Source organism: Pseudomonas sp. 3HC3 (assembly GCF_044904505.1).
In the GTDB taxonomy this organism is placed as follows: domain Bacteria; phylum Pseudomonadota; class Gammaproteobacteria; order Pseudomonadales; family Pseudomonadaceae; genus Aquipseudomonas; species Aquipseudomonas putida_Y.
The window spans coordinates 430589-454453 of the sequence record NZ_JADDRH010000002.1; the positions used below are offsets into that span (position 1 = coordinate 430589).

The 23865-nt window shown below is 62.6% G+C and carries 24 protein-coding genes; 10 read left to right on the plus strand and 14 right to left on the minus strand.

The window, feature by feature from the left end; translation table 11 throughout:
• Positions 1-302: 302 nt before the first annotated feature.
• The 9 genes from INQ47_RS06635 to INQ47_RS06675 all read right to left on the minus strand — a co-directional run bounded on the left by INQ47_RS06635 (position 303) and on the right by INQ47_RS06675 (position 6871).
• Positions 303-629 (minus strand): DUF3392 domain-containing protein, encoded by a 327-nt coding sequence (locus tag INQ47_RS06635; RefSeq protein WP_003249095.1) that lies wholly within the window; start codon positions 627-629, stop codon positions 303-305.
• Between the two features lie 9 nt (positions 630-638).
• On the minus strand, positions 639-1814 hold the full coding sequence (hemW, locus tag INQ47_RS06640; RefSeq protein ID WP_404701366.1) for a radical SAM family heme chaperone HemW: 1176 nt from the start codon (positions 1812-1814) through the stop codon (positions 639-641).
• Positions 1811-2407 carry an RdgB/HAM1 family non-canonical purine NTP pyrophosphatase gene (rdgB, locus tag INQ47_RS06645; RefSeq protein WP_021783662.1) on the minus strand — a complete coding sequence of 199 codons (597 nt, stop codon included), beginning with the start codon at positions 2405-2407 and terminating at the stop codon, positions 1811-1813. The genes hemW and rdgB overlap by 4 nt, the downstream gene beginning before the upstream one ends.
• The gene (locus tag INQ47_RS06650; RefSeq protein ID WP_021783663.1) at positions 2404-2838 is read right to left on the minus strand and encodes a DUF4426 domain-containing protein; all 435 of its coding nucleotides are present in this window, start codon (positions 2836-2838) and stop codon (positions 2404-2406) included. Before INQ47_RS06650 ends, rdgB begins: the two co-directional genes overlap by 4 nt.
• 22 nt (positions 2839-2860) lie before the next feature.
• Entirely contained in the window at positions 2861-3481 is a 621-nt protein-coding gene (gene metW, locus INQ47_RS06655) for a methionine biosynthesis protein MetW (RefSeq protein ID WP_404701367.1), read from the minus strand.
• A 7-nt stretch (positions 3482-3488) separates the two neighbouring features.
• Complete coding sequence (locus tag INQ47_RS06660) at positions 3489-4628, minus strand: homoserine O-acetyltransferase (protein WP_252460712.1); 1140 nt, start codon at positions 4626-4628, stop codon at positions 3489-3491.
• A gap of 98 nt (positions 4629-4726) precedes the next feature.
• Entirely contained in the window at positions 4727-5317 is a 591-nt protein-coding gene (locus tag INQ47_RS06665; RefSeq protein WP_012053960.1) for a YggT family protein, read from the minus strand.
• 10 nt (positions 5318-5327) lie between these two features.
• Positions 5328-6146 (minus strand): pyrroline-5-carboxylate reductase, encoded by an 819-nt coding sequence (gene proC / locus INQ47_RS06670; protein ID WP_404701368.1) that lies wholly within the window; start codon positions 6144-6146, stop codon positions 5328-5330.
• Positions 6147-6184: 38 nt separating this feature from the next.
• Complete coding sequence (locus INQ47_RS06675) at positions 6185-6871, minus strand: YggS family pyridoxal phosphate-dependent enzyme (protein ID WP_404701369.1); 687 nt, start codon at positions 6869-6871, stop codon at positions 6185-6187.
• Positions 6872-6936: 65 nt separating this feature from the next.
• On the opposite strand from INQ47_RS06675, the gene INQ47_RS06680 reads away from it, so the two are divergent.
• The gene (locus tag INQ47_RS06680; RefSeq protein ID WP_404701370.1) at positions 6937-7932 is read left to right on the plus strand and encodes a type IV pilus twitching motility protein PilT; all 996 of its coding nucleotides are present in this window, start codon (positions 6937-6939) and stop codon (positions 7930-7932) included.
• Positions 7933-8062: 130 nt separating this feature from the next.
• On the opposite strand, the gene INQ47_RS06685 is transcribed toward INQ47_RS06680, so the two are convergent.
• Complete coding sequence (locus INQ47_RS06685; protein ID WP_252460707.1) at positions 8063-8686, minus strand: C40 family peptidase; 624 nt, start codon at positions 8684-8686, stop codon at positions 8063-8065.
• A 166-nt stretch (positions 8687-8852) separates the two neighbouring features.
• Here INQ47_RS06685 and INQ47_RS06690 point away from each other — a divergent pair, with 166 nt between their 5' ends.
• Entirely contained in the window at positions 8853-9272 is a 420-nt protein-coding gene (locus INQ47_RS06690; RefSeq protein ID WP_028697535.1) for a TM2 domain-containing protein, read from the plus strand.
• 90 nt (positions 9273-9362) lie between these two features.
• Here INQ47_RS06690 and INQ47_RS06695 read toward each other — a convergent pair whose 3' ends face one another.
• From INQ47_RS06695 to INQ47_RS06705, 3 genes are all read right to left on the minus strand, one after another.
• Positions 9363-10061, minus strand: coding sequence for an SPOR domain-containing protein (locus INQ47_RS06695; RefSeq protein ID WP_404701371.1), 699 nt, complete (start codon positions 10059-10061; stop codon positions 9363-9365).
• A gap of 1 nt (position 10062) precedes the next feature.
• A complete protein-coding gene (gene argS, locus INQ47_RS06700) occupies positions 10063-11799 on the minus strand; it encodes an arginine--tRNA ligase (RefSeq protein WP_021783671.1) in 1737 nt (578 codons plus the stop codon).
• A gap of 187 nt (positions 11800-11986) precedes the next feature.
• Positions 11987-14206 carry a primosomal protein N' gene (locus INQ47_RS06705; protein ID WP_404701372.1) on the minus strand — a complete coding sequence of 740 codons (2220 nt, stop codon included), beginning with the start codon at positions 14204-14206 and terminating at the stop codon, positions 11987-11989.
• A 167-nt stretch (positions 14207-14373) separates the two neighbouring features.
• Here INQ47_RS06705 and rpmE point away from each other — a divergent pair, with 167 nt between their 5' ends.
• The 3 genes from rpmE (at position 14374) to INQ47_RS06720 (ending at position 16860) form a co-directional block, all read left to right on the plus strand.
• Positions 14374-14589: a 50S ribosomal protein L31 gene (gene rpmE / locus INQ47_RS06710; RefSeq protein WP_003249127.1), complete on the plus strand. Its 216-nt coding sequence runs from the start codon at positions 14374-14376 to the stop codon at positions 14587-14589.
• Between the two features lie 2 nt (positions 14590-14591).
• On the plus strand, positions 14592-15413 hold the full coding sequence (locus INQ47_RS06715; RefSeq protein ID WP_404701373.1) for a thermonuclease family protein: 822 nt from the start codon (positions 14592-14594) through the stop codon (positions 15411-15413).
• Between the two features lie 178 nt (positions 15414-15591).
• Positions 15592-16860 (plus strand): malic enzyme-like NAD(P)-binding protein, encoded by a 1269-nt coding sequence (locus INQ47_RS06720; RefSeq protein ID WP_003249133.1) that lies wholly within the window; start codon positions 15592-15594, stop codon positions 16858-16860.
• Between the two features lie 153 nt (positions 16861-17013).
• Here INQ47_RS06720 and INQ47_RS06725 read toward each other — a convergent pair whose 3' ends face one another.
• Positions 17014-19464, minus strand: coding sequence for a penicillin-binding protein 1A (locus tag INQ47_RS06725; protein WP_404701404.1), 2451 nt, complete (start codon positions 19462-19464; stop codon positions 17014-17016).
• Between the two features lie 206 nt (positions 19465-19670).
• Here INQ47_RS06725 and pilM point away from each other — a divergent pair, with 206 nt between their 5' ends.
• The 5 genes from pilM to aroK are packed head-to-tail and all read left to right on the plus strand — an operon-like array spanning position 19671 to position 23807.
• Complete coding sequence (gene pilM, locus INQ47_RS06730; RefSeq protein WP_404701374.1) at positions 19671-20552, plus strand: type IV pilus biogenesis protein PilM; 882 nt, start codon at positions 19671-19673, stop codon at positions 20550-20552.
• The gene (locus INQ47_RS06735; RefSeq protein ID WP_252460696.1) at positions 20549-21085 is read left to right on the plus strand and encodes a PilN domain-containing protein; all 537 of its coding nucleotides are present in this window, start codon (positions 20549-20551) and stop codon (positions 21083-21085) included. Before pilM ends, INQ47_RS06735 begins: the two co-directional genes overlap by 4 nt.
• A gap of 11 nt (positions 21086-21096) precedes the next feature.
• Positions 21097-22098: a pilus assembly protein PilP gene (locus INQ47_RS06740; RefSeq protein ID WP_404701405.1), complete on the plus strand. Its 1002-nt coding sequence runs from the start codon at positions 21097-21099 to the stop codon at positions 22096-22098.
• Positions 22022-23284, plus strand: coding sequence for a type IV pilus secretin PilQ (locus INQ47_RS06745; RefSeq protein WP_404701375.1), 1263 nt, complete (start codon positions 22022-22024; stop codon positions 23282-23284). Before INQ47_RS06740 ends, INQ47_RS06745 begins: the two co-directional genes overlap by 77 nt.
• A 4-nt stretch (positions 23285-23288) precedes the next feature.
• On the plus strand, positions 23289-23807 hold the full coding sequence (aroK, locus tag INQ47_RS06750) for a shikimate kinase AroK (RefSeq protein WP_404701376.1): 519 nt from the start codon (positions 23289-23291) through the stop codon (positions 23805-23807).
• Positions 23808-23865 lie beyond the last annotated feature (58 nt).

Below are 23865 nucleotides of genomic sequence, written 5' to 3' on the forward strand. Positions count from 1 at the left end.
GGGTTTACCCGCGAATACGGTGGCGGCGGCAACGGTGAACGGCGGGGAAATTGGCCAGCAGGGCCGGCCCATTCGCGGGTAAACCCGCTCCTACAGTGGGCTGTGTCCAACCACCGATGTGTGTCCACCACCCATCTGTGTAGGAGCGGGTTTACCCGCGAATACGGTGGCGGCAGCAACAGTGAATGGCGGGTGGAAATTGGCCAGCAGGGCCGGCCTCTTCGCGGGTAAACCCGCTCCTACAGGCGGCCGCGCAGGTCTTTCAAATGTTGAGCAAGACAGTTGACCCAGGGGCCATTGGCTCAGCCGCGGCGATCCGCCACCACGCCAATCAACACCAGCACCACCAGCAATACCGGCGCCAGCGCATAGTTGTTGAACTGGCTCAGCCCCTTCACCACCCACGGCGTGGCATAGATCAGCGCAGCACCGCTACCGATCATCACCATCAGCGCCATGAACGGCACGCGCAGGGCGCCGGCTAAGCCCCCCAGGCGTTGCTCTGCCCAGGCTTTGACATCGGTGCCGAACAGCACCAGCAAGCAGCCTACCAAGGCCAGTGAAATCTCCGACAGGTTGCTGCGGCTCCAGCGGGAAACCGTCGCGAGCAGATCAAGTACCAGATCCATGGGTCATCCTTAGGTCAAGAAATACTGCAGCAGGTCATTGAGGAACAACTGGCCCCTCGGCGTGGCTACCAGTCGATCCGGTTCGACCTGCAAAAGGCCCTTTTGTTCGGCGGCACGGCGTGCCTCATGCAGCTGTGCCAGTGGCAAGCCGGTGCGTTGGGTAAACAAGTCGGCTTCCACGCCATCGGTCAGGCGCAGGGCGTTCATCAGGAACTCGAACGGCAGTTCATCGACTGGCAGCAGCTTCTCGCCGGCCTTGAACGGCTTGGCCAGGTTCAGGTAATCCTTGGGCAGGCGGGTCTTCCAGGTACGCAGGATGCGCCCGTCGGCAAAGGTGAGCTTGCCGTGAGCGCCAGCGCCAATGCCGATGAAGTCGCCGAAGCGCCAGTAGTTGAGGTTGTGCCGGGCGGCGCGGTCTGCCTGGGCGTAGGCTGATACCTCGTACTGGCGGTAGCCGTGCGCGGCCATCAGCGCTTGGCCGGCTTCCTGAATATCCCAGAGGATATCGTCTTCGGGTAGCTCTGGCGGCTGGTTCCAGAACACCGTGTTCGGTTCCACGGTCAGCTGATACCACGACAGGTGTGTCGGGCCCAGGTCGATGGCCTGGCGCAGGTCAGCCAGTGCGTCGTCCTGCGACTGGTCGGGCAGGCCGTGCATCAGGTCCATGTTGAAATTGTCGAAACCGGCCGCGCGCGCCATGCCAGCGGCCCGAACCGCTTCGTCGCCATTGTGGATGCGTCCAAGTGCTTCCAGCTTGGCTGGCTGGAAGCTCTGCACACCGATCGACAGGCGGTTGATGCCGGTCTGCCGGTAGGCCTTGAACTTGTCCTGCTCGAAGGTGCCCGGGTTGGCTTCCAGGGTAATCTCGATGTCTGGCGCGAACGCAATACGTTGCTCTACGCCGCGCAGCAGGCGGCCGAGGGCGTTGGCACTGAACAGGCTTGGCGTACCGCCACCGAAGAAGATCGAGCTGAGCGGGCGGCCTTGTACGGCAGACAGTTCCTGGTCGAGGTCGTCGAGCAAGGCTGTGACATAGGCATCTTCCGGTAGCTCAGGCCCGGCAGCGTGGGAGTTGAAGTCGCAATAAGGGCATTTGCGTACGCACCACGGAATGTGGATGTACAGCGCCAGCGGCGGCAGGCTGGTAAAGCCCGCCGCGCCGGAGGGCGACAGCATTTCGATCATGCCAGGCCCAGACGTTGGCGCAGCAGGACCATGGCACGGGCGCGGTGGCTGAGCTGGTTCTTGTCTGCGGGGGCCAGATCGGCGCTGGAGCAGTTGCGCTCCGGTACCCAGAACAGCGGGTCGTAGCCAAAGCCCTGCTCACCGCTGGCCTCGAACAGGATGCGCCCTTGCCACAGGCCTTCGCACAGGATCGGCAACGGGTCGTCGGCGTGACGCACCAGTGCCAGAACGCAGACGAACTGTGCACTGCGCTCACCTTCAGGCACGTCTTTCAAGGCTTCGAGCAGCTTGGCGTTGTTTGCCGCGTCACCCTGGCCATCGGCATAACGTGCCGAGTAGATGCCCGGCGCGCCGCCGAGGAAATCCACCGCCAGACCGGAGTCATCGGCCAGGGCCGGCAGGCCGGAAATGCGGGCGGCGTTGCGCGCCTTGAGGATGGCGTTCTCGACGAACGACAGGCCGGTTTCTTCCGGCTCGACCTGGCTGAACTCACCAATCGAGCGCAGTTGCACGGATTGGCCGAGCATGGCCTGGAGTTCCTTGAGTTTGCCGGCGTTGTGGCTGGCCAATACGAGTTGCTGGAAATTCATCATTCGCCTGGGAACACTTCCTGGTTGAAGCGGAGAGAGTTGCTGATGCCGCCGGTTTCGATGTTCAAGTCGAAGGTGACGGTTTCTGGCTGGTCGATCTTGAACTGGGCGATGTAGTACACCGCACCCTGTTCGGTAATCTGCTTGAACGACAGCGGGCTGCTGCGCCCGGTCAGGTCCTTGATCGTGCCGCTGACCACCGCTGTGGCCGGTTTGCTGGCCTTGAGTACGGTAATGTTGAGCACGCCCTGGTTCTTGCTGCGAACCAGGCCGGTGGCCGCTGCCACCTCGGGCGTGAGCATGCTCGACGTGAATGCGCTGTAGTGCACCGTCACGTCGCCAAATACCTCCTTGCGCTCGGGGCGTGCGGCATCGGCAGCCAGTACTGGCAGGGCCAGGCACAGGCTGATCAGGAACAGGGCTAGGCGGCGCATGGGGCGATTCCTCCGGTGGGCGTCAGACCGCGAGCGGCTGCTCTTGCAGGCCCGGACTGCTGACGCGGTAGATGCCGATCTCACCTAGAAGATTAGGCCATAGCCGGCCACCCCACCCATTGCGGTGCAAGTGGTCGACCGCCAGGCGGTCGAGTACCTTGGCTCGGCGTTCGTGCACAAGTTCTTCGAAGTCGGCGAAGGTGCAGAAGTGGATGTTCGGCGTGTTGTACCAGGTATACGGCATGAAGTCCGATACCGGCATGCGGCCATTGGTCGCCAGGTACCAGCGGCAGCGCCAGTGGCCGAAGTTGGGGAAGGTGATGATGCACTGACGGCCCACGCGCAGCATTTCGTCGAGGATGCGGTCGGGGTACTCCACGGCCTGCAGGGCTTGGGTCATGATCACGACGTCGAAACTGTTGCTGGCGAAGTTGCCCAGGCCTTTGTCCAGGTCTTGTTCGATGACGTTGACGCCCTTGGCCACGCAGGCGGCGATATTGTCGGCGTCGATTTCCAGGCCATAGCCGGTGACCTGTTTGCGGTCACGCAGCGAGGCCAGCAGTTCGCCGCTACCGCAGCCCAGGTCGAGTACCCGGCTGCCGGCGGGGATCCAGTCGTGGATGATTTCCAGATCGGCTCTCATGCTGTCCTCAGATGGCAATGCGGTTCATGTAGTTCGAGAAACCCTGCATGTAGCGAGGTGTGGGGATCAGGAAGGCATCGTGCCCGTAGGGCGAATCGATCTCCAGATAACAGACGTTCTTGCGCGCAGCCATCAGCGCGTTGACGATCTCGCGCGAACGGGCCGGAGAGAAGCGCCAGTCGGTGGTGAACGACATGATGCAGTAGTCCGCTGTGACGTGGGCCAGGGTGGCTGCCAGGTCACCCCCCTGCTTGGCGGCCGGGTCGAAATAGTCCAGCGCCTTGGTCATCAGCAGGTAGGTGTTGGCGTCGAAACGGCCGGAAAACTCTTCGCCCTGATAGCGCAGGTAGCTTTCGACCTGAAACTCGACGCTGTGGAAATCGTAGTTGAGCTTGTCGCTTTTCAGCTCACGGCCGAATTTTTCACCCATCGAGTCGTCGGACAGGTAGGTAATGTGCCCGACCATGCGTGCCAGCATCAGGCCGCGCTTGGGGATCACGCCCTGGTCCTGGAACGAACCGCCATGGAACTCAGGGTCGGTGAGAATGGCTTGGCGCGCCACCTCGTTGAAGGCGATGTTCTGCGCTGACAGCTTGGGTGCCGAGGCAATGTCGACGCAATGGCGCACACGCTCGGGGTAGCTGATGGTCCATTGCAGTGCCTGCATGCCGCCAAGGCTGCCGCCCACGACAGCGGCCCACTGCTGGATGCCCAAGCGCTCGCCCAGGCGCACCTGGCTGTGTACCCAGTCCTCTACGGTCAGTACAGGGAAATCGGCGCCATACGGTTTGCCGGTGGCAGGGTTGACGCTGCTGGGGCCAGTGCTGCCGTTGCAGCCACCGAGGTTGTTCAGGCTGACTACGAAGAAGCGGTTGGTATCGATCGGCTTGCCGGGGCCGATGCAACTGTCCCACCAGCCCGGCTTGCGGTCGGTGGCGGCATGGTAGCCAGCGGCATGGTGGTGGCCGGACAGGGCATGGCAGATCAGCACGGCATTGCTCGCGCTGGCGTTCAGGGTGCCATAGGTCTCGTAGACCAGTTCGTAACTGGCCAGTGAACGGCCACAGGCCAGTGCCAGCGGTTCATCGAACCGGGCGGTTTGCGGTACTACCAGACCGACGGAATCTTCGGGAAAGACAGTTGACATCGACCCTGCTCACGCTTGACGGAGGCGTAAGTCTAAAGAGCGCTACCCCCAGCGGCAAGCAAAGGCTTGCGACTGGGGGCAAGCTGGGCTGGCGAGCCTCAGATCATTCGCCACAGCTCTTGAGGCATGCCGGCGTAGGCGGCCAGCGGGGGCATGACAAACGACTGGATTACCTGGATCGCCAGGAAGGCGAAGATCGGCGAAATGTCCATGCCGCCCAGATTTGGTACCAGACGGCGGAATGGCGCCAGCACTGGCTCGCTGATCTGGTAGGCCAGTTCGGCCGCCGGGTTGTGGCTGTTGGGTGCAACCCAGGAAACGATCACCATGACGATCATCGCCACCCAGAAAATCTTCAGGAACAGCGAGGTGATGCCGATGATTGCCCACATCAGCAGGTGCAGGACGTCGCCGAAGGTCCCGTAGGTGACCATCAGCACGAAGCCCATAAGCAGGGCCTGGATGACCACCGCCAGCAGTAGCGACGAGGTATCCAGCCCGCCAACGCTAGGGATGATCCGGCGGATCGGCTTGAGCAGCGGTTGGGTGGCACGAACTGCGAACTGGCACAGCGGGTTGTAGAAGTTGGCCTTGACCAACTGCAGTACGAAGCGCAGCAGGACGATTACCAGGTAAAGGCTTACCAGGGTTTGCACCACGAAAATCGCGGCGCCTGACAGTGCATTCATCTAAAGCTCCTTATTTGCCCAGTTGTTCGGCCAGCTCGGCGGAGCGCGTGGCTGCAGCCTGCAGCGCCTGCTCGACGATGGCTTCGAAGCCGCTGGCCTGGAACGACTTGATCGCCGCTTCCGTGGTGCCGGCGGGCGAGGTGACGCGGCGGCGCAGTTCGGCGGCATCGACATCGCTTGCAACCGCCATGCCCGCGGCGCCCAGGGCCGTCTGCAAGGTCAGTTGGGAGGCGGTTTCGCGTGGCAGGCCGAGTTTTTCGCCGGCCGCGGTCATGGCCTCGATCAGCAGGAAGAAGTACGCCGGGCCACTGCCAGACACAGCAGTCACGGCGTCCAGTTGCTGTTCCTGTTCCAGCCACAGGGCGGTGCCCACGGCCGACAGCAGTTGTTCGGCCTGCTGACGCTGTTCGCCGGACACTTCAGCGGTGGCGTACAGGCCGCTCACGCCTTGGCGCAGCAATGCCGGGGTGTTGGGCATGCAGCGCACTACCGGGCGAGCGCCCACCCAGCTTTGCAGGCTGGCGCATGTGATACCGGCGGCGATGGAAACGATCAGCTGGCCATCCTGCAGGTTGGGTTGCAACGCCTGACAGACGGTTTTCATGACTTGTGGCTTGACCGCCAGCACGATGACGTCGGCGCCATCAATGGCCTGGGCGTTGTCCTCGAAGGCTTCAATGCCGTGCTCGGCCTGGATGCGACTGCGGGTGTCGGCGCCGGGGTCGCTGGCGCGGATCTGCGAGGCGTCCAGGCCCTGGGCACGCAGACCACCGATCAGGCTGGCGGCCATGTTGCCGGCGCCGATAAAGGCAATACGTGTCTTGCTCATGTCAGGTCCTTGTGGAAAAGAGTGAGTGAAGCATGGAATCAGGTGTTGCCGTAGTCGCGGGCACCGAACAGGGCCGTGCCAATCCGTACCCACGTCGCACCCTGGGCGATGGCCGCTTCCAGGTCGTGGCTCATACCCATGGACAGGGTGTCCAGGCCAAGCCCCAGGCCTTCCTGCAACTTGCGCAGGCTGGCGAAGGCGGCTTCCTGGGTGGCGCGGTCTTCGGTGGGTTCGGGAATTGCCATCAGCCCGCGCAGGCGCAGGTTGGGCAGTGCGGCTACGGCTGCGGCCAGCGCGGGCAGGTCGGCCGGGGCGCAGCCGGATTTACTGTCTTCGCCGCTGACGTTTACCTGCAGGCAGATGTTCAGCGGCCCCAGCCCGGCAGGGCGCTGTTCCGACAGGCGTTGGGCAATTTTCAGGCGGTCCACGGAATGTACCCAGTCGAAGTGCTCGGCGATCGCTTTGGTCTTGTTCGACTGAATGGGGCCGATGAAGTGCCAGATCAAGGGCAAGTCGCTGAGCGCCTGCTGCTTTGTCAGTGCTTCCTGTAGGTAATTTTCCCCGAAGTCGCGCGCACCGGCGGCATGGATTTCGCGGATAGCGCTGGCGGGCTTGGTCTTGCTCACGGCCAGCAACTGGACGCTGGCCGGATCACGCCCGACTGCCTGGGCAGCACTGGCGATACGGGCGGAAATCGCGGAAAGGTTGTCTGCTAGGGTGGACATGGATCAATGCCGGCAGCTGTAGGGTCTGCGGCATTCTACCTGCTTGAAGGCCTTTGGGGAGTCTCATGGATGTGACCGACCTGTTGGCCCGAGCTGTGGATGCGGGGGCTTCGGACCTGCACCTGGCGACGGGCCAGATTCCAATGCTGCGCCTGGATGGCGAGTTGCAGCGTATGGGCTTGCCGCCCTTGAGCGCGGGTGCCTTGATCGAGGGCATGGCGAGCGTGCTGGATGACCACCAGTGCCAGCAGTGGGCCCAAGGCGATGAACTGGACCTTGCGCTGGAGTTGCCGGCGCTTGGGCGCTTTCGGCTGAACCTGTTTCGCCAGTTGAATGGCCCGGCGGTGACCTTTCGGCTGATTCCGGGGCGCATTGCCACCGTGAGCGAGCTGGACCTTGCGGATGTGTTTCAAGCTGTTGCGCAATGCAGTGATGGCTTGATCCTCGTCGGCGGGCCGACCGGCAGTGGCAAGACCTGCACCCTGGCAACGCTGCTCGACCAGCTGAACCGCGAGCGGGCACTGCACATCATTACCCTGGAAGACCCTGTTGAGGTCATCCATGGCAGCCAGCGCAGCCTGGTCAACCAGCGTGAGATGGGGCGCCATTGTCGCGGCTTTGCTCAGGGGCTACGCAGTGCGCTGCGCCAGGACCCGGACGTGATCATGATCGGCGAGTTGCGCGACCTGGAAACCATTCGTCTGGCCCTGCGCGCGGCCGAAACCGGGCACCTGGTGCTGGCAACCGTGCATGCGCGTTCGGCGACCAGCAGCATCGACAGGTTGGTGGAGGTTTTTGCTGCCGAGGAAAAGCCGTTGGTGCGGGCGATGCTGTCCGAGTCGCTGCGCCTGGTGGTCGCGCAGGTGCTGGTCAGGCGTGTGGAAGGTGGGCGGGTGGCTGCGCGGGAAGTGCTGGTGGCGACGCCGGCGGTGCGTAACCTGGTTCGGGAGGGGCGGTTGGCGCAGTTGTCTTCGGTGATGCAGGGTGGGGCAGCGGAGGGGATGCGGACGATGGAGGGGGCGATGCGGAGGCTGAGGGAGCGAGGGTTGATCAAAAGCTAGTAGTACCTGCAAAGGCCCTTTCGCGGGCGCGCCCGCTCCCACAGGTATGGCGCTGCCCGCGAGAGCGACGCGGTACCTGTGGGAGCGGGCGTGCCCGCGAAGGGGCCGGTACCGGATAGCGCCGATCAGATTAACGCTTGGCCAGACTCAGCTGCTGCTCTTTCGGCAGTACCCGCTTGGCCACCACGTAGTGCTTCTGCCAGTAAGGCTTGCTCAAGGTGTCGATACTCACCCGCTTGCCACGGCGTGGAGCGTGGATGAAGCGGTCGTTACCCAGGTAGATGGCTACGTGATTGACCCGACGGCTCTTTATGTTGAAGAAGATCAGGTCTCCAGGCTTCAGATCAGCCTTGGCTACCTTCACCCCGTGGCCCTGGGCCATGGCATTGGAGGTGCGCGGCAGGTTGACGTCAGCGACGTCGTTGAAGGCGTATTTGACCAGCCCGCTGCAGTCAAAGCCTTTTTTCGGGCTGCTGCCGCCCCAAACATAAGGGGTACCGAGCACATTGACCGCACGGCTGAGTACGTCGCTGCTTTGCTTGGGCGACATGGCGGCGACATTGGCACCGCGGCTGCTGACGGCGTTGCTTGGGCGGGCGCGCAGCGCGGTCTGTTTGGCGGGTGCGTGTTTCACCGACGCGTTGGTCGTGTAGCCGGTGAAACCATTGGGAAGACGTTGCTCACGATTGGTGGCGTGGGCGGCCAGGGGCAATAATAGGCAGAGGGTCAGCCATGTCTTGATCAAAGGCGGCATAGATGAAGCTCTTATGAATAGTTATGTGTTGGGCGCGCAACTTTATAACAGCTTTTTGATCAATCATTGATCCGTTGGTCGATTGTCCAGGTGCCGTATGTCGGCTTGCGGCGAGAAAGTCACATTTTTTCTTAGAAAATTTTCGGATAACCCACAGGGGCTATGAATGAACAGTTATCAACAGGGGGTGCCCTTTCACGACACCCACAGCAAAACCATTGGCTACCTGCTGTGGATTTTCGGCTTCACCGGGTCCCATCGCTTCTATTACGGCAAGCCGATTACCGGGACCATCTGGTTCTTCACCTTGGGCTTGCTGGGCATTGGTTGGTTGATCGACCTGTTCCTGATCCCGTCCATGGACCGTGAAGCCGACCTGAGGTTTCAGTCCGGGCGTATCGACTACAACATCGCCTGGATTCTGCTGACCTTCCTCGGGGTGTTTGGCCTGCACCGGCTGTATCAGGGCAAGTGGATCACCGCGATCATCTACTTCTTTACCGGTGGGTTGTTCCTGGTGGGGGTGCTGTATGACTTCTGGACGTTGAACACCCAGGTGTCCGAGAGGAATGCGGGGCGGGGCTGACGGTGCCGGGGCTGTTTTACAGCCCACTCACGGGTAATGCTGCCTATATAAAAAAGGCCTTGTCGCACCGCTGCGGCAAGGCCTTCTTTGTTACTGGCGGGTCTGCCGCTGTTGCAGCAACAGGTTGCTGAAACCGGCTCCAGCCAGCTGCTTCTGTGCCCCGGTCAATTGCTCGCGGTTGCTGAACGGCCCGACCAGCACGCGGTACCAGGTTTCCTCCTTGACCGTACCCGACTCCACCTTCACCGACTGGCCCAGCAGGATGATCTGTGCCCGTACCTTGTCGGCATCGGCCTGCTTGCGGAACGAGCCTGCCTGTAGGAAGTACTGTGTGGTCGCAGCCGGCTTGATCACGGGTGGTGGCGGCGGCGGGGTTTGGCCGAGCAGCGCTGCCTGGGCCCTCGCCGTGTCGATTTTCGCCGCTTCTGCTGGTGTTACCGGAGCTACCGGCTGGGCCGGCACTGGTGGCGTTTTCTCCGGTACGGCTTCCGGCGGCACGATCACCTCAGACTCCGGCAGCAGGGTGTAGAAGTCGTACTTCGGCTTCACCGGCTGTTGCGCAGTAGCTTGCGCTGGCTTGCCGGCTTCGGCCGTTTTCGCCGGCTTCTGCTGCTCGGGTTTGGTGCGTTTGATGTCGTCGCCACCGGGTTCGAGCTTCATCAGGAATACGATGAACGCGCCTACGGTCAGGCCGACCGCCAGCCATACCCAGCCGGGGATCGGCTGTTTGGCTGGTGCCGTCTGGCGGCTGGCGCCGCGTTTCGGGGCAGGTTTTTTCTTGGCAGCCAACTTACATGCGCTCCAGGGTTTCCAGGCCGAGCAGTTCCAGACCTTGTTTGAGGGTGCGGCCGGTCAGGGCGGCCAGGCGCAGCCGGCTCTGCTGCTGCGAAGGGGTTTCGGCAGCAAGGATCGGGCAGTTCTCGTAGAAGCTGGAGAACAGGCCGGCCAAGTCGTACAGGTAGCTGCACAGCACGTGCGGCGTGCCTTTTTCGGCGACGTTGTTGAGGATTTCGCCAAACTGCGCCAGGCGCGCGGCCAAATCTTGCTCGTGGGCAGCCTGCAGCACGATTTTGCCGTCGACTTCGTCAAACCCTTTGCCCAGCTTGCGGAACACGCCGGCTACGCGGGTGTAAGCGTACAGCAGGTAAGGCGCGGTGTTGCCTTCGAAGTTGAGCATCAGCTCGAAGTTGAAGCTGTAGTCGCTGGTGCGGTGCTTGGACAGGTCGGCGTATTTCACCGCGCCAATGCCCACCACCTCGCCGATGTGGCGCAGTTCGTCGTCGGCCAGGCTCGGGTTCTTTTCCTTGACCAGCGCGTAGGCGCGCTCCTTGGCCTCGGTGAGCAGGTCGATCAGCTTCACGGTGCCGCCGTCACGGGTCTTGAACGGGCGGCCGTCGGCGCCGTTCATGGTGCCGAAGCCCATGTGCTCCATTTGCATCGGGTGGCTGACGAAGCCTGCGCGGCGGGCTACTTCGAACACCTGGTTGAAGTGCAGGGCCTGGCGCTGGTCGACGAAGTACAGTGCGCGGTCAGCTTTCAACACGTTGCTGCGGTAACGCACGGCAGCCAGGTCGGTGGTCGCGTACAGGTAGCCGCCGTCGGCCTTCTGCACGATCACCGGCAGGGGGTCGCCTTCGCTGTTCTTGAACTCGTCGAGGAACACGCATTGGGCGCCTTGGTCTTCGACCAGCAGGCCCTTGGCCTTGAGATCGGCCACCACGTTGGCCAAGTCGTCGTTGTAGGCGCTTTCGCCCATCACGTCGGCCATGGTCAGCTTGACGTTGAGCAGCTCGTAGGTCTTCTGGCAGTGCGACAGCGAGATGTCCTTGAAGCGAGTCCACAGGGCCAGGCACTCGGGGTCACCAGCTTGCAGCTTGACCACCAGGCCGCGGGCGCGAGTGGCGAACTCTTCCGATTCATCGAAGCGTTTCTTCGCCGCACGGTAGAAGTTTTCCAGGTCCGACAGCTCGTCGCTGGTGATCGGGTTTTCCTGCAAGTAGGCCATCAGCATGCCGAACTGGGTACCCCAGTCGCCGACGTGGTTCTGGCGGATGACGTTGTCGCCCAGGAACTCCAGCACACGTGCAACGCTGTCACCGATGATGGTCGAGCGCAGGTGGCCGACGTGCATTTCCTTGGCCAGGTTGGGTGCCGACATGTCGATCACCACCTTTTGCGCCGGACCGGCTTTGCGCGCACCCAGGTGGGCGTCGGCCAGGGCGGCATCCAGGCGGCTGGCCAGGGCGTCGGTGTTCTGGAAGAAGTTGAGGAAGCCAGGGCCTGCAATCTCGACCTTGCTGATGTCGGCGCTGGCCGGCAGGGCGTTGATCAGTTTTTCGGCGAGGTCGCGCGGCTTCATGCCGGCCGGCTTGGCCAGCATCATTGCGATGTTGCTGGCGAAGTCGCCGTGGGTCTTGTCCCGGGCGTTTTCCACCTGGATCGCCGGCGACAGCCCTTCAGGCAGCACACCGTCGGTGACGAGTTGGGTGAGGGCTTGCTGGATCAGCTGGCGAATGGTGTCTTTCATGGGGATCTCTTTTCGACCGCAAGCGCGGTGAGCGCCTGGATGCGCAGGTGGAAAAACTGGGCATTATCCGTTGCCGGGAGCAGGTTGCCAACCTTTGGGCGGCAAGCTGGAGGCCACAAGCTGCAAGAAAAAGCGGCATCGCACCCGCACGGCGCTTGCTTGCGGCTGGTAACTCGCAGCTTGCAGTTCAATACAGGTCTACCGGGTCGACATCCAGCGACCAGCGCACCTGGCGCCCGCTTGGCATCTGTTCCAACACTAGCAACCAGGCGCTGATCAGTCGATGCAACGGCGCCCGGGTATTGGCCTGTATCAACAGTTGCGCGCGGAATCGTCCGGCACGGCGCTCCATGGGTGCTGGTACCGGGCCCAGCAGTTCGATGCCCGGCAGGTGTTGTTCGGCCACCAGGCGCTCGGCGGCGGCACAGGCTTCGTCGAGGAAACCTTCGGCCTGCCCCGGCTTGTGTGCTTCGGCACGCAGCAAGACCAGGTGTGAGTAGGGCGGCAGCCCGGCGGCCCGGCGTTCGTCCAGGGCCTGTTCGGCGAAAGCGAAGTAGCCTTGCTCGGTTAGCTGTACCAGCAGTGGGTGGTCTGCCAGGTGGGTCTGGATGATGACCTTGCCGGGCTCTTCGGCCCGCCCGGCTCGCCCGGCCACCTGTACGATAAGTTGTGCCATGCGCTCGCTGGCGCGGAAGTCGCCGGAAAACAGCCCGCCATCGGCATCGAGGATGGCCACCAGGGTCACCCGGGGGAAGTGGTGGCCCTTGGCGAGCATCTGGGTGCCGACGAGGATGCTTGGCTGGCCGCGCTGGATGGTGCTGAACAGGTTGTGCATGGCGTCCTTGCGCGCCGTGCTGTCGCGGTCCACGCGCAGGATCGGGTAATCCGGGAACAGCACCTTCAGGCGCTCTTCGGCGCGCTCGGTGCCGGCGCCGACCGGGCGCAGGTCGACATGGTTGCATTGCGGGCACTGGTGCGGCAGGCGTTCGTCATAGCCACAGTGATGGCAGCGCAGCACGCCGGAGCGCTGGTGCACGGTCATGCGCGCATCGCAGCGTGGGCATTCGGACAACCAGCCGCAGTCGTGGCACAGCAGGGTTGGGGCAAAGCCGCGGCGGTTGAGGAACACCAGCACTTGTTGGCCGGCTTCCAGTGTCTGTCGGATAGCCTGCTGCAGCGGGCCGCTGATGCCGCTGTCCAGCGGCAGGCTTTTCACATCCAGGCGCAGCATGCGCGGCGGGCGTGCACCTCCGGCGCGCTGGTTCATACGCAGCAGGCGGTAGCGGCCGGTCAGGGCGTTATGCAGGGTTTCCAGCGAAGGTGTGGCGGAGCCGAGAAGGATCGGGATGTTCTCCTGGTGAGCGCGTACCAGCGCCAGGTCGCGGGCGTGGTAACGCAGGCCTTCCTGCTGTTTATAGGAGCCGTCGTGCTCTTCGTCGATGATGATCAGGCCGGGGTTTTTCATCGGCGTGAACAAAGCCGAGCGGGTGCCGATGATGATATCGGCCTCGCCGTCCCGAGCCGCCAGCCAGGCATCCAGGCGTTCGCGGTCGTTCACCCCCGAGTGCAGCAGGGCAATGCGCGCGTTGAAGCGTTGCTCGAAGCGCGCCAGGGTTTGCGGGCCGAGGTTGATCTCCGGGATCAGCACCAGCGCCTGCTTGCCGGCTTCCAGGGTTTCGCGGATCAGTTGCAGGTAGACCTCGGTCTTGCCGCTGCCGGTGACGCCGGCCAGCAAGAATGCGCCGAAGCTGCCAAAGCCCTCGCACACGGCGTCGAAGGCATCGCGTTGCTCTTCGTTGAGGGGTAGTTCCGGCTGTGCCAGCCAGTGCTCATGGCGTTGTGCCGGCAAGTGGCGGCGCGTCTCGACCTGCACCAGATCCTTGGCCAGCAGCAGGTCGAGGCTGTCCTTGTTCAGGTTGAGTTTGGCCAGCAGGCTGTGGGCCACGCCGTGCGGGTGCTGGGCCAGGGTCTTGAGAGCGTCGCGCTGGCGCGGCGCGCGGGCAATGCGCGGGTCTTCCAGGCGGGCGCCAGGGGCTATGTGCCAGAAACGCTCCTGGCGCATTTCGGCAGCCTCGCCCTGGCGCAGCAGCGTGGGCAATGCCCAGCTCAGGGTATCGCCCAGGCTGTGCTGGTAGTACTGGGCGGTCCACAGGCACAGCTTGAACAGCGACGCGGGGATGGGGGACACCGGGTCGAGCAGGGCACTGGCAGGCTTCAGTTTGTCGGCGGGCACTTCGCTCTGCGTGCACACTTCTATCAGTACACCGATCATTTCGCGGCGGCCAAAGGGTACGCGGATGCGCATGCCAGGGGTCAAGGTCAGGCGCGCCATGCTCGCTGGTGCCTTGTAGTCGAACAGGCGCCGCAGCGGAGAGGGCAGGGCAAGGCGCAGGATGACGTCGGACACGCGGAAAGTCTCGGAGGGCGTTACAAGGACTGGCGAGCCTAGCAGACGACGGTCGGTGCAAGCGACATCTTGCGCTGACGGTGTGCTCTGGTATTATTCGCCGCCTAATTACGTGCGGTATTCAACAATTGGTGTTGGGTGGCGGCACGCAGCTCGAGGAAGTGACCATGAAAGAAGGTATCCACCCGAACTACGAAGTAGTTGCAGTCACCTGCAGCTGCGGTAACAAGTTCGAAACTCGTTCGACCCTGGGCAATGTCCTGTCGATCGACGTTTGCAACCTGTGCCACCCGTTCTACACCGGTAAGCAGAAAGTTCTGGACACCGGTGGTCGCGTACAGAAGTTCGCCGATCGCTTCGGCATGTTCGGTGCCAAGAAGTAATCATGCGCATGGCGAATCCTTCGGGTTTCGCATTGTTGCTGAAGAGGGCGCCCCTTGTGGGCGCCTTTTTTGTGGGCGTTATCTGGCACTTCCCGGTCCTGGCGTTCTGCCCGCAGCCGGATAAGCCCCAATGGGTAGCGGTACGACAGGTGGTCGATGGCGACACCTTGCGTCTGGTCGATGGCCGCAGTGTGCGGCTGATCGGCATCAATGCACCGGAAATCGGTCGCAAGGGGCGTACCAGTGAGCCTTATGCCGAAGCTGCCAGGCGGCGATTGCAGGCCTTGGTAAAGGCCAGTGACCATCGCGTCGGGCTGGTGCCTGGTGTTGAAGGCAAAGACAAGTACGGTCGCACACTGGCGCACATCTACAGCCGCAATGGCGACAATCTGGAAGCACAACTGCTTAGCGAGGGCTTGGGCTATCGCGTGGCAATTGCCCCTAATGTGCGTTTCAGCGGCTGCCAGCAGCTTGCCGAACAAGCGTCGCGCCAGGCTGGTGTTGGCCTGTGGCGGCGTTCACCCGTGGTGCCTGCAGGCGATGTCAGGCAGTCAGGTTTCGCTGTTGTACGTGGTCGTATCGGAGGCATTGAGCATAATCGTGGCGGGGTCTGGCTGACCCTGGGCAATACCATGGTGCTGCAGGTTCCCGCTCGTCTGCAGCGCAACTTCCCCGCCAGCTTCTTCGATAACCTCAAGGGACGCCAGGTCGAAGCGCGTGGCTGGGTGCAGGATCGCTCCCGCAGGGGTGGCCTCAAGCCTGGGCAGCGACGCTGGGTATTGCCATTGACCGATCCGAGCATGCTGGAGCGTATTTCAGGCTAAAAGATGTAGACATTTCTATGTTGGATTGTACACACTGTAGGTCGTATGCCCCCGTGGGTTGTAGCGTAAAGTCGTAGGCTAAAGGCCTTGACACAAGTGACCGGCCAGTCTTGTGGCTCCCCGGCTCTTTGCGTATCCTCGGCGGTCCGTCAGAACAGTAAATAGCGGAATGCCCACCATGTCAGACCTGAAAACCGCCGCTCTCGAATATCACGCTCAACCTCGTCCGGGGAAACTGAGCGTTGAACTCTCCAAGCCCACTGCCACCGCCCGTGATCTCGCCCTGGCCTACAGCCCAGGTGTTGCAGAGCCGGTGCGCGAAATTGGCCGTGATCCAGAGCTGGCTTACAAATACACCGGCAAAGGCAACCTGGTTGCGGTGATTTCCGATGGCACTGCCATCCTCGGTCTGGGTGATCTTGGCCCACTGGCTTCCAAGCCGGTCATGGAAGGCAAGGGTGTTCTGTTCAAGCGTTTCGCCGGTATCGATGTGTTCGACATCGAAGTCGAGTCGGAAAGCCCGCAAGCGTTCATCGACACCGTTCGCCGCATTTCGATCACCTTCGGTGGCATCAACCTTGAAGACATCAAGGCACCTGAGTGCTTTGAAATCGAACGTACCCTGATCGAACAGTGCGACATTCCGGTGTTCCACGATGACCAGCACGGTACTGCCATCGTGACTGCCGCTGGCATGATCAACGCCCTGGAAATCGCCGGCAAGAAACTGGAAGACGCCAAGATCGTCTGCCTGGGCGCCGGCGCTGCTGCCATCTCCTGCATGAAGCTGCTGGTAAGCATGGGTGCGAAGGTCGAGAACATCTTCATGATCGACCGTAGTGGCGTGATCCACGCTGGCCGTGACGACCTGAACCAATACAAGGCGCAGTTCGCCCACGCCACCGACAAGCGCACCCTGGCCGACGCCCTTGACGGTGCCGACGTGTTCGTAGGTCTGTCTGGCCCGAACCTGCTGAGCCCAGAAGGCCTGAAGTCGATGGCTGCCAACCCGATCGTGTTCGCCTGCTCGAACCCGGACCCGGAAATCTCCCCAGAGTTGGCGCATGCCACTCGCAACGACGTGATCATGGCGACCGGTCGTTCCGACTACCCGAACCAGGTCAACAATGTGCTGGGCTTCCCGTTCATCTTCCGTGGTGCTCTGGACGTTCGCGCCAAGCGTATCAACGAAGAAATGAAGATCGCTGCCGCTATCGCCCTGAAAGACCTGGCCAAGCTGCCAGTGCCGAAGGAAGTTTGCGAAGCCTATGGCGTTGAAGGCCTGGAGTTCGGCCGTGAGTACATCATTCCGAAGCCGCTGGATGCACGCTTGATCACTGTCGTTTCCGATGCTGTGGCCAAGGCCGCCATCGAATCTGGCGTGGCTACCCTGCCTTATCCGAAGCACTACCCGCTGACCAGCGTGGATGAAGTGTTCAACGGCTGATTGCCGCGACACTAAAAAGCCCCGGCTCGCATGAGCCGGGGCTTTTTATTGGGGCTTGGGAATGTGTCAGGGCTGCAGGGTGTTCGTCAGGGCACTTGTGGCGCCTATCAGGTCGAGCGCCGCCCGCGCAAAACCTGAGTCAGGCGCCCTGTTTTAGAACAGATCCATCGGCGTCGCTTCATCGGCTGGCAGCGGGCTGCCCGGTGCCACACCATTGCCCAGTTCGTCCACCGACGGCGGTGAATCTTCGGCTTTGAACAGCTCGAAGTAGGCATTCGGTGTGCTCGGCGATGCTGCTCGACCGCTGACCGGGTCGACGCGCAAGCTGAGAATGCCTTCCGGCTCTGCCGGGGCATGCGCAGGCTTGTCCTTGAGCGCCGCGCCCATGAAACTCATCCAGATCGGCAGTGCCGCAGTCCCGCCATATTCGCGGCGGCCGAGGGTTTCCGGCTGGTCGAAGCCGACCCAAACGGTAGTCACGTAGTCGGCGTTGTAACCGGAGAACCAGGCGTCCTTGGATTCGTTTGTGGTCCCCGTCTTGCCCGCCAGGTCGGTACGGCCCAAGGCCAGGGCCCGGCGGCCGGTGCCGCGCTTGATCACATCCTGCAGCATGCTGGTGAGGATGTAGGTGGTACGCCCGTCGATGATCTGTTCGGCCACTGCTGGCGTTTGCGGTGCCGCGGCCACCTGGCTGAGGGCAGCAGGTGCCTCGCCTGGCATGGCCGCAGTGCTGATTGGCTGCTCGGGGGCGGCCAGGCCCGCCTGGTCCTCGGCACCTTGCGGTACGCGGGCCGGGTTGGCGGTGAACAGTGTCTCGCCGCTGCGGCTTTCGATGCGGTCGATCAGGTACGGGGTGATCTTGTAGCCACCGTTGGCAAAGGTGCTCCAGCCGGTGGCGATCTCCATCGGGGTCAGGGTGGCGGTACCCAGGGCCAGCGACAGGTTGCGCGGCAGATCCTGTTTGTTGAAGCCGAACTTGGCGATGTAGTCGATGGTGCGGTCCACGCCCATGGCTTGCAGCAGGCGGATCGACACCAGGTTACGCGACTTGTACAGCGCCTCACGCATGCGGATAGGGCCGAGGAAGGTGTTGTTGTCGTTCTTTGGTCGCCACACTTTATCCACCGACTCGTCAACGAACACGATCGGCGCATCGTTGACCAGGCTGGAAGCGGTGTAGCCGCTGTCCAGCGCGGCGCTGTAGACGAATGGCTTGAAGCTTGAGCCCGGTTGGCGCTTGGCCTGCACGGCGCGGTTGTAGTTGCTCTGCTCGAACGAGAAACCGCCAACCAGGGCGCGGATGGCGCCGCTGTTCGGGTCGAGGGTGACCAGGGCGCTTTGCGCAGCGGGCACCTGGCTGAACTTCAACATGCCATCTTCAAGGCGTTGCAGACGCACCAGGTCACCGACCTGGGCCACATCGGCCGGCGATTGCGGTGCGCGGCCCTGGGCGTTGTTGTTGATGAACGGACGCGCCCATTTCATGGTCTCCCAGGCAACCTGCGCCTCTTGGCCGTCACGGGTCAGCACCTTGAGGCCGGTTTGTTCCACCTGGGTGACAATGGCTGGCTCCAGGCCGCCAAGGGTGCGTTGCTTGCCCAACTCCTTCAGCCAGGCTGCCTGGGTGCGGCCCGGGAAACGTGCTTCAGGGCCACGGTAGCCGTGGCGCTCATCGTAGTCGGAGAGCCCTTTGAGAACGGCCTTGTTGGCCATTTCCTGCATGTCGCTAGGCACGGTGGTCGTGACGCGGAAGCCTTCGGTGTAGGCGTCGCTGCCGTAGCGGCCGACCATTTCCGCGCGGGCCATTTCGGCGATGTACGGGGCATTCACCTCAGGCGTCGGCACGTGGTAGCTGGCGTTGAGCGGCTCGGCCAGGGCGGCTTGGTAGCTGGCCTCGTCGATCTTGCCCAGCTTGTACATGCGTCCGAGGATCCAGTCGCGGCGCTCTTTGGCACGCACCGGGTTGGCCAGCGGGTTGAAGCGTGACGGTGCCTTGGGCAGGCCGGCGATCATCGCCATCTGCGCCAGGCTCACGTCACGGATGGACTTGCCGTAGTACACCTGTGCAGCTGCATCGATACCGTAGGCGCGGTTGCCCAGGTAGATCTTGTTCACGTACAGCTCAAGGATTTCGTCCTTGGTCAGCTCACGCTCGATCTGCAGGGCCAGCAGGATTTCGTTGGTCTTGCGTGAGAAGCTGCGCTCGCTGGTGAGGAAGAAGTTCTTCGCCACCTGCATGGTGATGGTGCTGCCGCCGGTCTGGATATGACCGGTTTTCACCAGCTGGGTCGCGGCGCGCATCAGGCTGCTGGGGTCGACACCGTAATGGTTGAGGAAATTGTCGTCCTCGGCTGACAGCAGCGCCTGAATGAATTGTGGGGGAATATCCGCGAAGCGGATCGGCGAGCGGCGCATTTCGCCGAATTCGGCAATCAGTTTGCCATCGCTGCTGTACACCCTGAGGGGGATCTGCAACTGGATGCTTCTGAGGGACTCGACCGAGGGCAGGCTGGGGCTAAGATACAGAAACGCACCGCTCACACCGAGTACGAGCGCGCAGATGACTGCGACGGAAGACCACCAGAAGAACTTCAGCAGACGTATCAAGGCTTTTCGGTGTCCAGGTTGGGAGTGGATTGCACGCAGGTCCGGTGGACCAAAAAACGCTGGGCATTATAAGCATTTTTCGCCTCTCCGGGTGACCGGCCAGGCTACCCGTCGACTTGATGAGTAGCCCCGGCCCAGTGTTGCCGCGGGGTTGCGACAGGCAGTTGCGCTTGGCAGCTGCACCAAACAGCAAAGGAGTCGCGATGCTTGGACGCTTCGGCAAGGATGCCGGTTCACTCGTGGGGGTGGAAATTACCCCCGACGCAGTTCGGATAATGCAACTGCAACAGCGCAATCGGCGCTGCCGTGTGATGGGGTCGGCACAAGAGCTGTTTCAGGCGCCGCTGGCCGCTGACTGGGCTGCGGAGCCTGAAGTGGTGGTGGCTGCGCTGCAGCGAGCTTACCGGCGCAGCGGCCTCAGGCAACGCCGGGTAGCGCTGGCGCTGCCAGCCAGTCAGGTTATTTGCAAGTTGTGCCATCTGCCTGTGCAGCAGGGCGGGGCACAGTTGGAGGCGCAGTTGCTTGCCGATGCAGAGCGGCTGTTTCCGTTTCCGCTGGAAGACCTGGCCCTGGATTTTCAGGTCATGGGCGCTTCCCATGCCCAGCCAGGTTGCTCCGAGGTGATGGTTGCCGCCTGTCGGCAGAGTGCGCTGGCGTCACTCGAAGCCGTCGTTGAGGAGGCGGGCTTGCAGTTGGAAGCCGTTGAGGTCGACAACATTGCCTTGTGCCGCATGTTGCCACAGGGCGGCCTTGAGGGAGCAGCACTGCTGCGTGTCGAAGCCCGCAGCGTAACCCTTCATGACTGGCAGCCCGGCAGGGCCTACCAGCGCTGTGAGCTGCAAACGGCTGGCCCGGACATGCACGGGCAATGGCCAGAGCGCCTGCAGGCTTGGCTTGCCGGGCAGCGCCTGCCCGCGCGGTTGTGGGTTGTCAGCAGCTCATCGATCAATCCGGGCTGGCTGCAGGGCCTTGGCAGCCGGCTGAATGTGCCGTGCACGTACCTGCCTGGGTTGGCAGGGCTTGAACATGTCGATGGGTCGATGCTCCTGGCCTGCGCCTTGGCCTTGGGAGGGGTGCGTCCATGATGCGGCTGAACCTTCTGCCCTGGCGCGAACGGCAGCGTCAGGCGGCGCTGCGGCGCTTTCGAGGTCAGCTGGTTGCTGGCGCACTGTTGGCTTTGTGCGCTGTGATGCTGGTCGATCAGCTGGCCCGCCAGCGCGGGCAGCAGCAGGTGTTGGCCAATGCCCAGCGCCAAGCGACCCTTGATGTACTGGGTGAGCAGTTGCAGCCGCTGGCCGAGGTACGTGCTCAGCATGAAGCGTTACTTGCCCGTGCGGTGGCTTTGGAAGGACTGCGCGCCCATCAGGATGTATTGGCCGGTGTGTTCGCCGACCTTGAAGGGGCGCTGCCTGAAGGTGTGCAGCTACTAGACCTGAGCCTTGATAGTGGCCGCTTGCAGATGACAGGGGTGGCTGCGTCTGGTGCTGTGGTTGCGCAGTTCATGCGCGACTTGAACCGCTCGAACGTTTTGCTCGATCTGGAACTCAAGCACATCAAGAGCCTGCCGGACGGCGATGAGTTTTTGCTGGCCGCTCGCGTTGCGGCGTTTTGGTCGTGAGTGCAGCACAGATGTTCGCTTGGCTGTCGGTGGTCGAGCGCTCAGGCCGCTTCCGACGGCTGGCGCCAGTGCTTGTAGCTGTTGTGCTGTTCGGCCTCGGCTGCGCGATACGCCTGCCCCCACTGTTACAGCAGCAGGCGCGGGAGGATGCCAGGCATGTCGAGCTGAGCCAGCTGCAGGCAGCCAGTGCATCGCAGTTGGCAGAACTGGAGCGGCTGAAGGCTTTAGTGGCGCTTGCCGAGCAGCGGTTGCAGGAGGCGCACTGGTATCTGGCAGCCGGGGAAAGCATGAGCGACCTGCTTGAGCGCCTGGCAGTGTCGGGGCATGCGCATGGCTTGCTTGTCGAGCGCCTCGATGTAAGTGAGGGCGAGCAACAGGCCGGATTCAGCAAGGTACCGCTGGAGGTGCAAGTGGTGGGGCGTTACCCGGCGTTGCGGCTGTGGCTGGACGACTGGTTAGGGCAGGCGCGGATTCTGCGCAGCGGTGACATGAACCTGGCAACCGTTGATCGCCAGCCCGGGCTGTTGCGCCTGCGCTTGCGGGTTGATGCCTATCATGCGGCTACGCCCATGAAGGCACCCGCAATGCTGGCGCACCTGCCGGCAAGAACCGCAATGGCTGCGCCTGAAGTGGACCCGTTTGCCCCTGCTATGGCGCGAGTGGCCAGTGCTGGCCTGGTCGGCGTGCCGTTGGCGCAGCTGGAAATGGTCGGCAGCCTGGCGCGCGGAACGGCACGCGAGGCGCTGCTGATGGCGGCTGGCAAGCTCTATCGCGTGCGCCCGGGGGACCGGGTAGGGCGCGATCAGGGGGTAGTGAAGCATATAGACCAACGTCAAGTCGAAGTGCGTGAGCGGCTTTTCATGGCAGGGGTATGGCACGAGCGCACGGCGTTCATCACCCTCGCCAAGCGCCTGGGCAAGGAGGCCTCGGACCCGAATGAAAACGTGGATGAAATACCTGCTGGCAACCCTGCTGTCGATCCCGCTGGCTTCGGCGACGCCTTACCAGGGTGAACCCCTGTCGCTGAACTTCCAGGATGTAGAGGTGCGTGCAGTGCTGCAGGTGTTGGCTGACTACGCCGGCGTCAACCTGGTCGCCAGTGATGCAGTACAAGGCAGTGTCACTTTGCGTTTGCAGGACGTGCCGTGGGATCAGGCGCTTGACCTGGTGCTGCGCAGCAAGGGCCTGTCCCGGCGCCAGGAGGGCAATGTGCTGTTGGTGGCACCTGCAGCCGAGTTTGCCGCGCAATCAGCAGATGCCCGGGTGAGTCAGGTGCTGGATGCGCACCTGCAGCCATTGCGTCGGGAGCTGCTGCCCATTCACCACGCCAAGGCCGCCGATTTGGCGCAGTTGCTGCAGGCAAGTCTGGAGGGTGACGGCATCCCCACGGGTAGTCTGAGTGTCGATGAGCGCACCAATACGCTGGTGGTGTATTTGCCTGCTGAACGCCTGGCCGAGTTGCGCCAGCTGGTGGCGCAGTTGGATGTGCCGGTGCGCCAGGTAGCGATCGAGGCGCGTATCGTCGAGGCCAACGTCGATTATGAGAAAAGCCTGGGGGTGCGCTGGGGTGGGCCGCTATACGGCGAGAAGCTGCGGCCCGGCAAGGAACTGTTCGTCGACCTCGGCCTGGAGCGTGCCGGCAGCAGTATCGGTCTTGGTTTGTTGCGCGGTGACGTGTTGCTGGACCTGGAACTCAGTGCCATGGAGAAAAGCGGCAACGGCGAGATCATTTCGCAGCCCAAGGTGGTCACGGCTGACAAGGAAACGGCGAGGATCCTCAAGGGTACCGAGGTGCCTTACCAGGAAACGAGCCAAAGCGGCGCTACCTCGGTATCGTTTCGCGAAGCCTCGCTGTCGCTGGAAGTAACGCCACAGATCACCCCGGACAACAAGGTGATCATGACCGTCAGGGTGACCAAGGACGAGCCGGATTACGTCAATGCCTTGAACAATGTACCGCCGATCCGCAAGAACGAGGTCAATGCCAAGGTGCGTGTGGCGGACGGCGAAACGATCGTGATCGGTGGCGTCTACTCGACTTCTCAAAACAATGTGGTCGACAAGGTGCCATTTTTCGGCGATCTGCCGTATGTTGGGCGGCTGTTTCGACGCGATGCATTACAAGAGAAAAAATCCGAGCTGCTGGTCTTCCTGACTCCGCGTATCATGAGTGACCAGGCGATTGCTGTGAGTCGTTGATTCTGTGCGAAATTTGATACTTGTGGGACCCATGGGCGCTGGTAAAAGCACCATCGGGCGCCTGTTGGCCAAAGAGCTGCGCCTGCTGTTCAAGGATTCCGACAAGGAAATCGAACTGCGATGCGGCGCAAACATCCCGTGGATATTCGACAAGGAAGGCGAGCCGGGTTTCCGTGATCGCGAGCAAGCGATGATCGCCGAGCTGTGCGCGCTCGACGGTGTGGTCCTGGCCACCGGCGGTGGCGCGGTAATGCGCGAAGCCAACCGCCAGACGCTGCATCAGGGTGGCCGGGTGATCTACCTGCATGCTTCGGTCGAACAGCAAGTCGGCCGCACCGCGCGCGACCGCAACCGCCCGCTGCTGCGCACGGCCAACCCCGAGGCGACCTTGCGCACCTTGCTGGAAACCCGCGACCCGCTCTACCGCGAGATCGCCGACCTGGTGGTTGAAACCGACGAGCGGCCACCACGCATGGTGGTGATCGATATTCTCGAGCGCTTGCAGCAGTTGCCGCCCCGTTAACCCGGGACTATTCTCGGCCACCAGCGCCGAGGCGAGGCTCAACGTTACCGCGCAGGTC

Coding starts and splice junctions, on each gene's coding strand:
- INQ47_RS06635 (WP_003249095.1), bottom strand. CDS start 629: ATGGATCTGGTACTTGATCTGCTCGCGACGGTTTCCCGCTGGAGCCGC.
- hemW (WP_404701366.1), bottom strand. CDS start 1,814: ATGATCGAAATGCTGTCGCCCTCCGGCGCGGCGGGCTTTACCAGCCTG.
- rdgB (WP_021783662.1), bottom strand. CDS start 2,407: ATGATGAATTTCCAGCAACTCGTATTGGCCAGCCACAACGCCGGCAAA.
- INQ47_RS06650 (WP_021783663.1), bottom strand. CDS start 2,838: ATGCGCCGCCTAGCCCTGTTCCTGATCAGCCTGTGCCTGGCCCTGCCA.
- metW (WP_404701367.1), bottom strand. CDS start 3,481: ATGAGAGCCGATCTGGAAATCATCCACGACTGGATCCCCGCCGGCAGC.
- INQ47_RS06660 (WP_252460712.1), bottom strand. CDS start 4,628: ATGTCAACTGTCTTTCCCGAAGATTCCGTCGGTCTGGTAGTACCGCAA.
- INQ47_RS06665 (WP_012053960.1), bottom strand. CDS start 5,317: ATGAATGCACTGTCAGGCGCCGCGATTTTCGTGGTGCAAACCCTGGTA.
- proC (WP_404701368.1), bottom strand. CDS start 6,146: ATGAGCAAGACACGTATTGCCTTTATCGGCGCCGGCAACATGGCCGCC.
- INQ47_RS06675 (WP_404701369.1), bottom strand. CDS start 6,871: ATGTCCACCCTAGCAGACAACCTTTCCGCGATTTCCGCCCGTATCGCC.
- INQ47_RS06680 (WP_404701370.1), top strand. CDS start 6,937: ATGGATGTGACCGACCTGTTGGCCCGAGCTGTGGATGCGGGGGCTTCG.
- INQ47_RS06685 (WP_252460707.1), bottom strand. CDS start 8,686: ATGCCGCCTTTGATCAAGACATGGCTGACCCTCTGCCTATTATTGCCC.
- INQ47_RS06690 (WP_028697535.1), top strand. CDS start 8,853: ATGAACAGTTATCAACAGGGGGTGCCCTTTCACGACACCCACAGCAAA.
- argS (WP_021783671.1), bottom strand. CDS start 11,799: ATGAAAGACACCATTCGCCAGCTGATCCAGCAAGCCCTCACCCAACTC.
- rpmE (WP_003249127.1), top strand. CDS start 14,374: ATGAAAGAAGGTATCCACCCGAACTACGAAGTAGTTGCAGTCACCTGC.
- INQ47_RS06715 (WP_404701373.1), top strand. CDS start 14,592: ATGCGCATGGCGAATCCTTCGGGTTTCGCATTGTTGCTGAAGAGGGCG.
- INQ47_RS06720 (WP_003249133.1), top strand. CDS start 15,592: ATGTCAGACCTGAAAACCGCCGCTCTCGAATATCACGCTCAACCTCGT.
- pilM (WP_404701374.1), top strand. CDS start 19,671: ATGCTTGGACGCTTCGGCAAGGATGCCGGTTCACTCGTGGGGGTGGAA.
- INQ47_RS06735 (WP_252460696.1), top strand. CDS start 20,549: ATGATGCGGCTGAACCTTCTGCCCTGGCGCGAACGGCAGCGTCAGGCG.
- INQ47_RS06740 (WP_404701405.1), top strand. CDS start 21,097: ATGTTCGCTTGGCTGTCGGTGGTCGAGCGCTCAGGCCGCTTCCGACGG.
- INQ47_RS06745 (WP_404701375.1), top strand. CDS start 22,022: ATGAAAACGTGGATGAAATACCTGCTGGCAACCCTGCTGTCGATCCCG.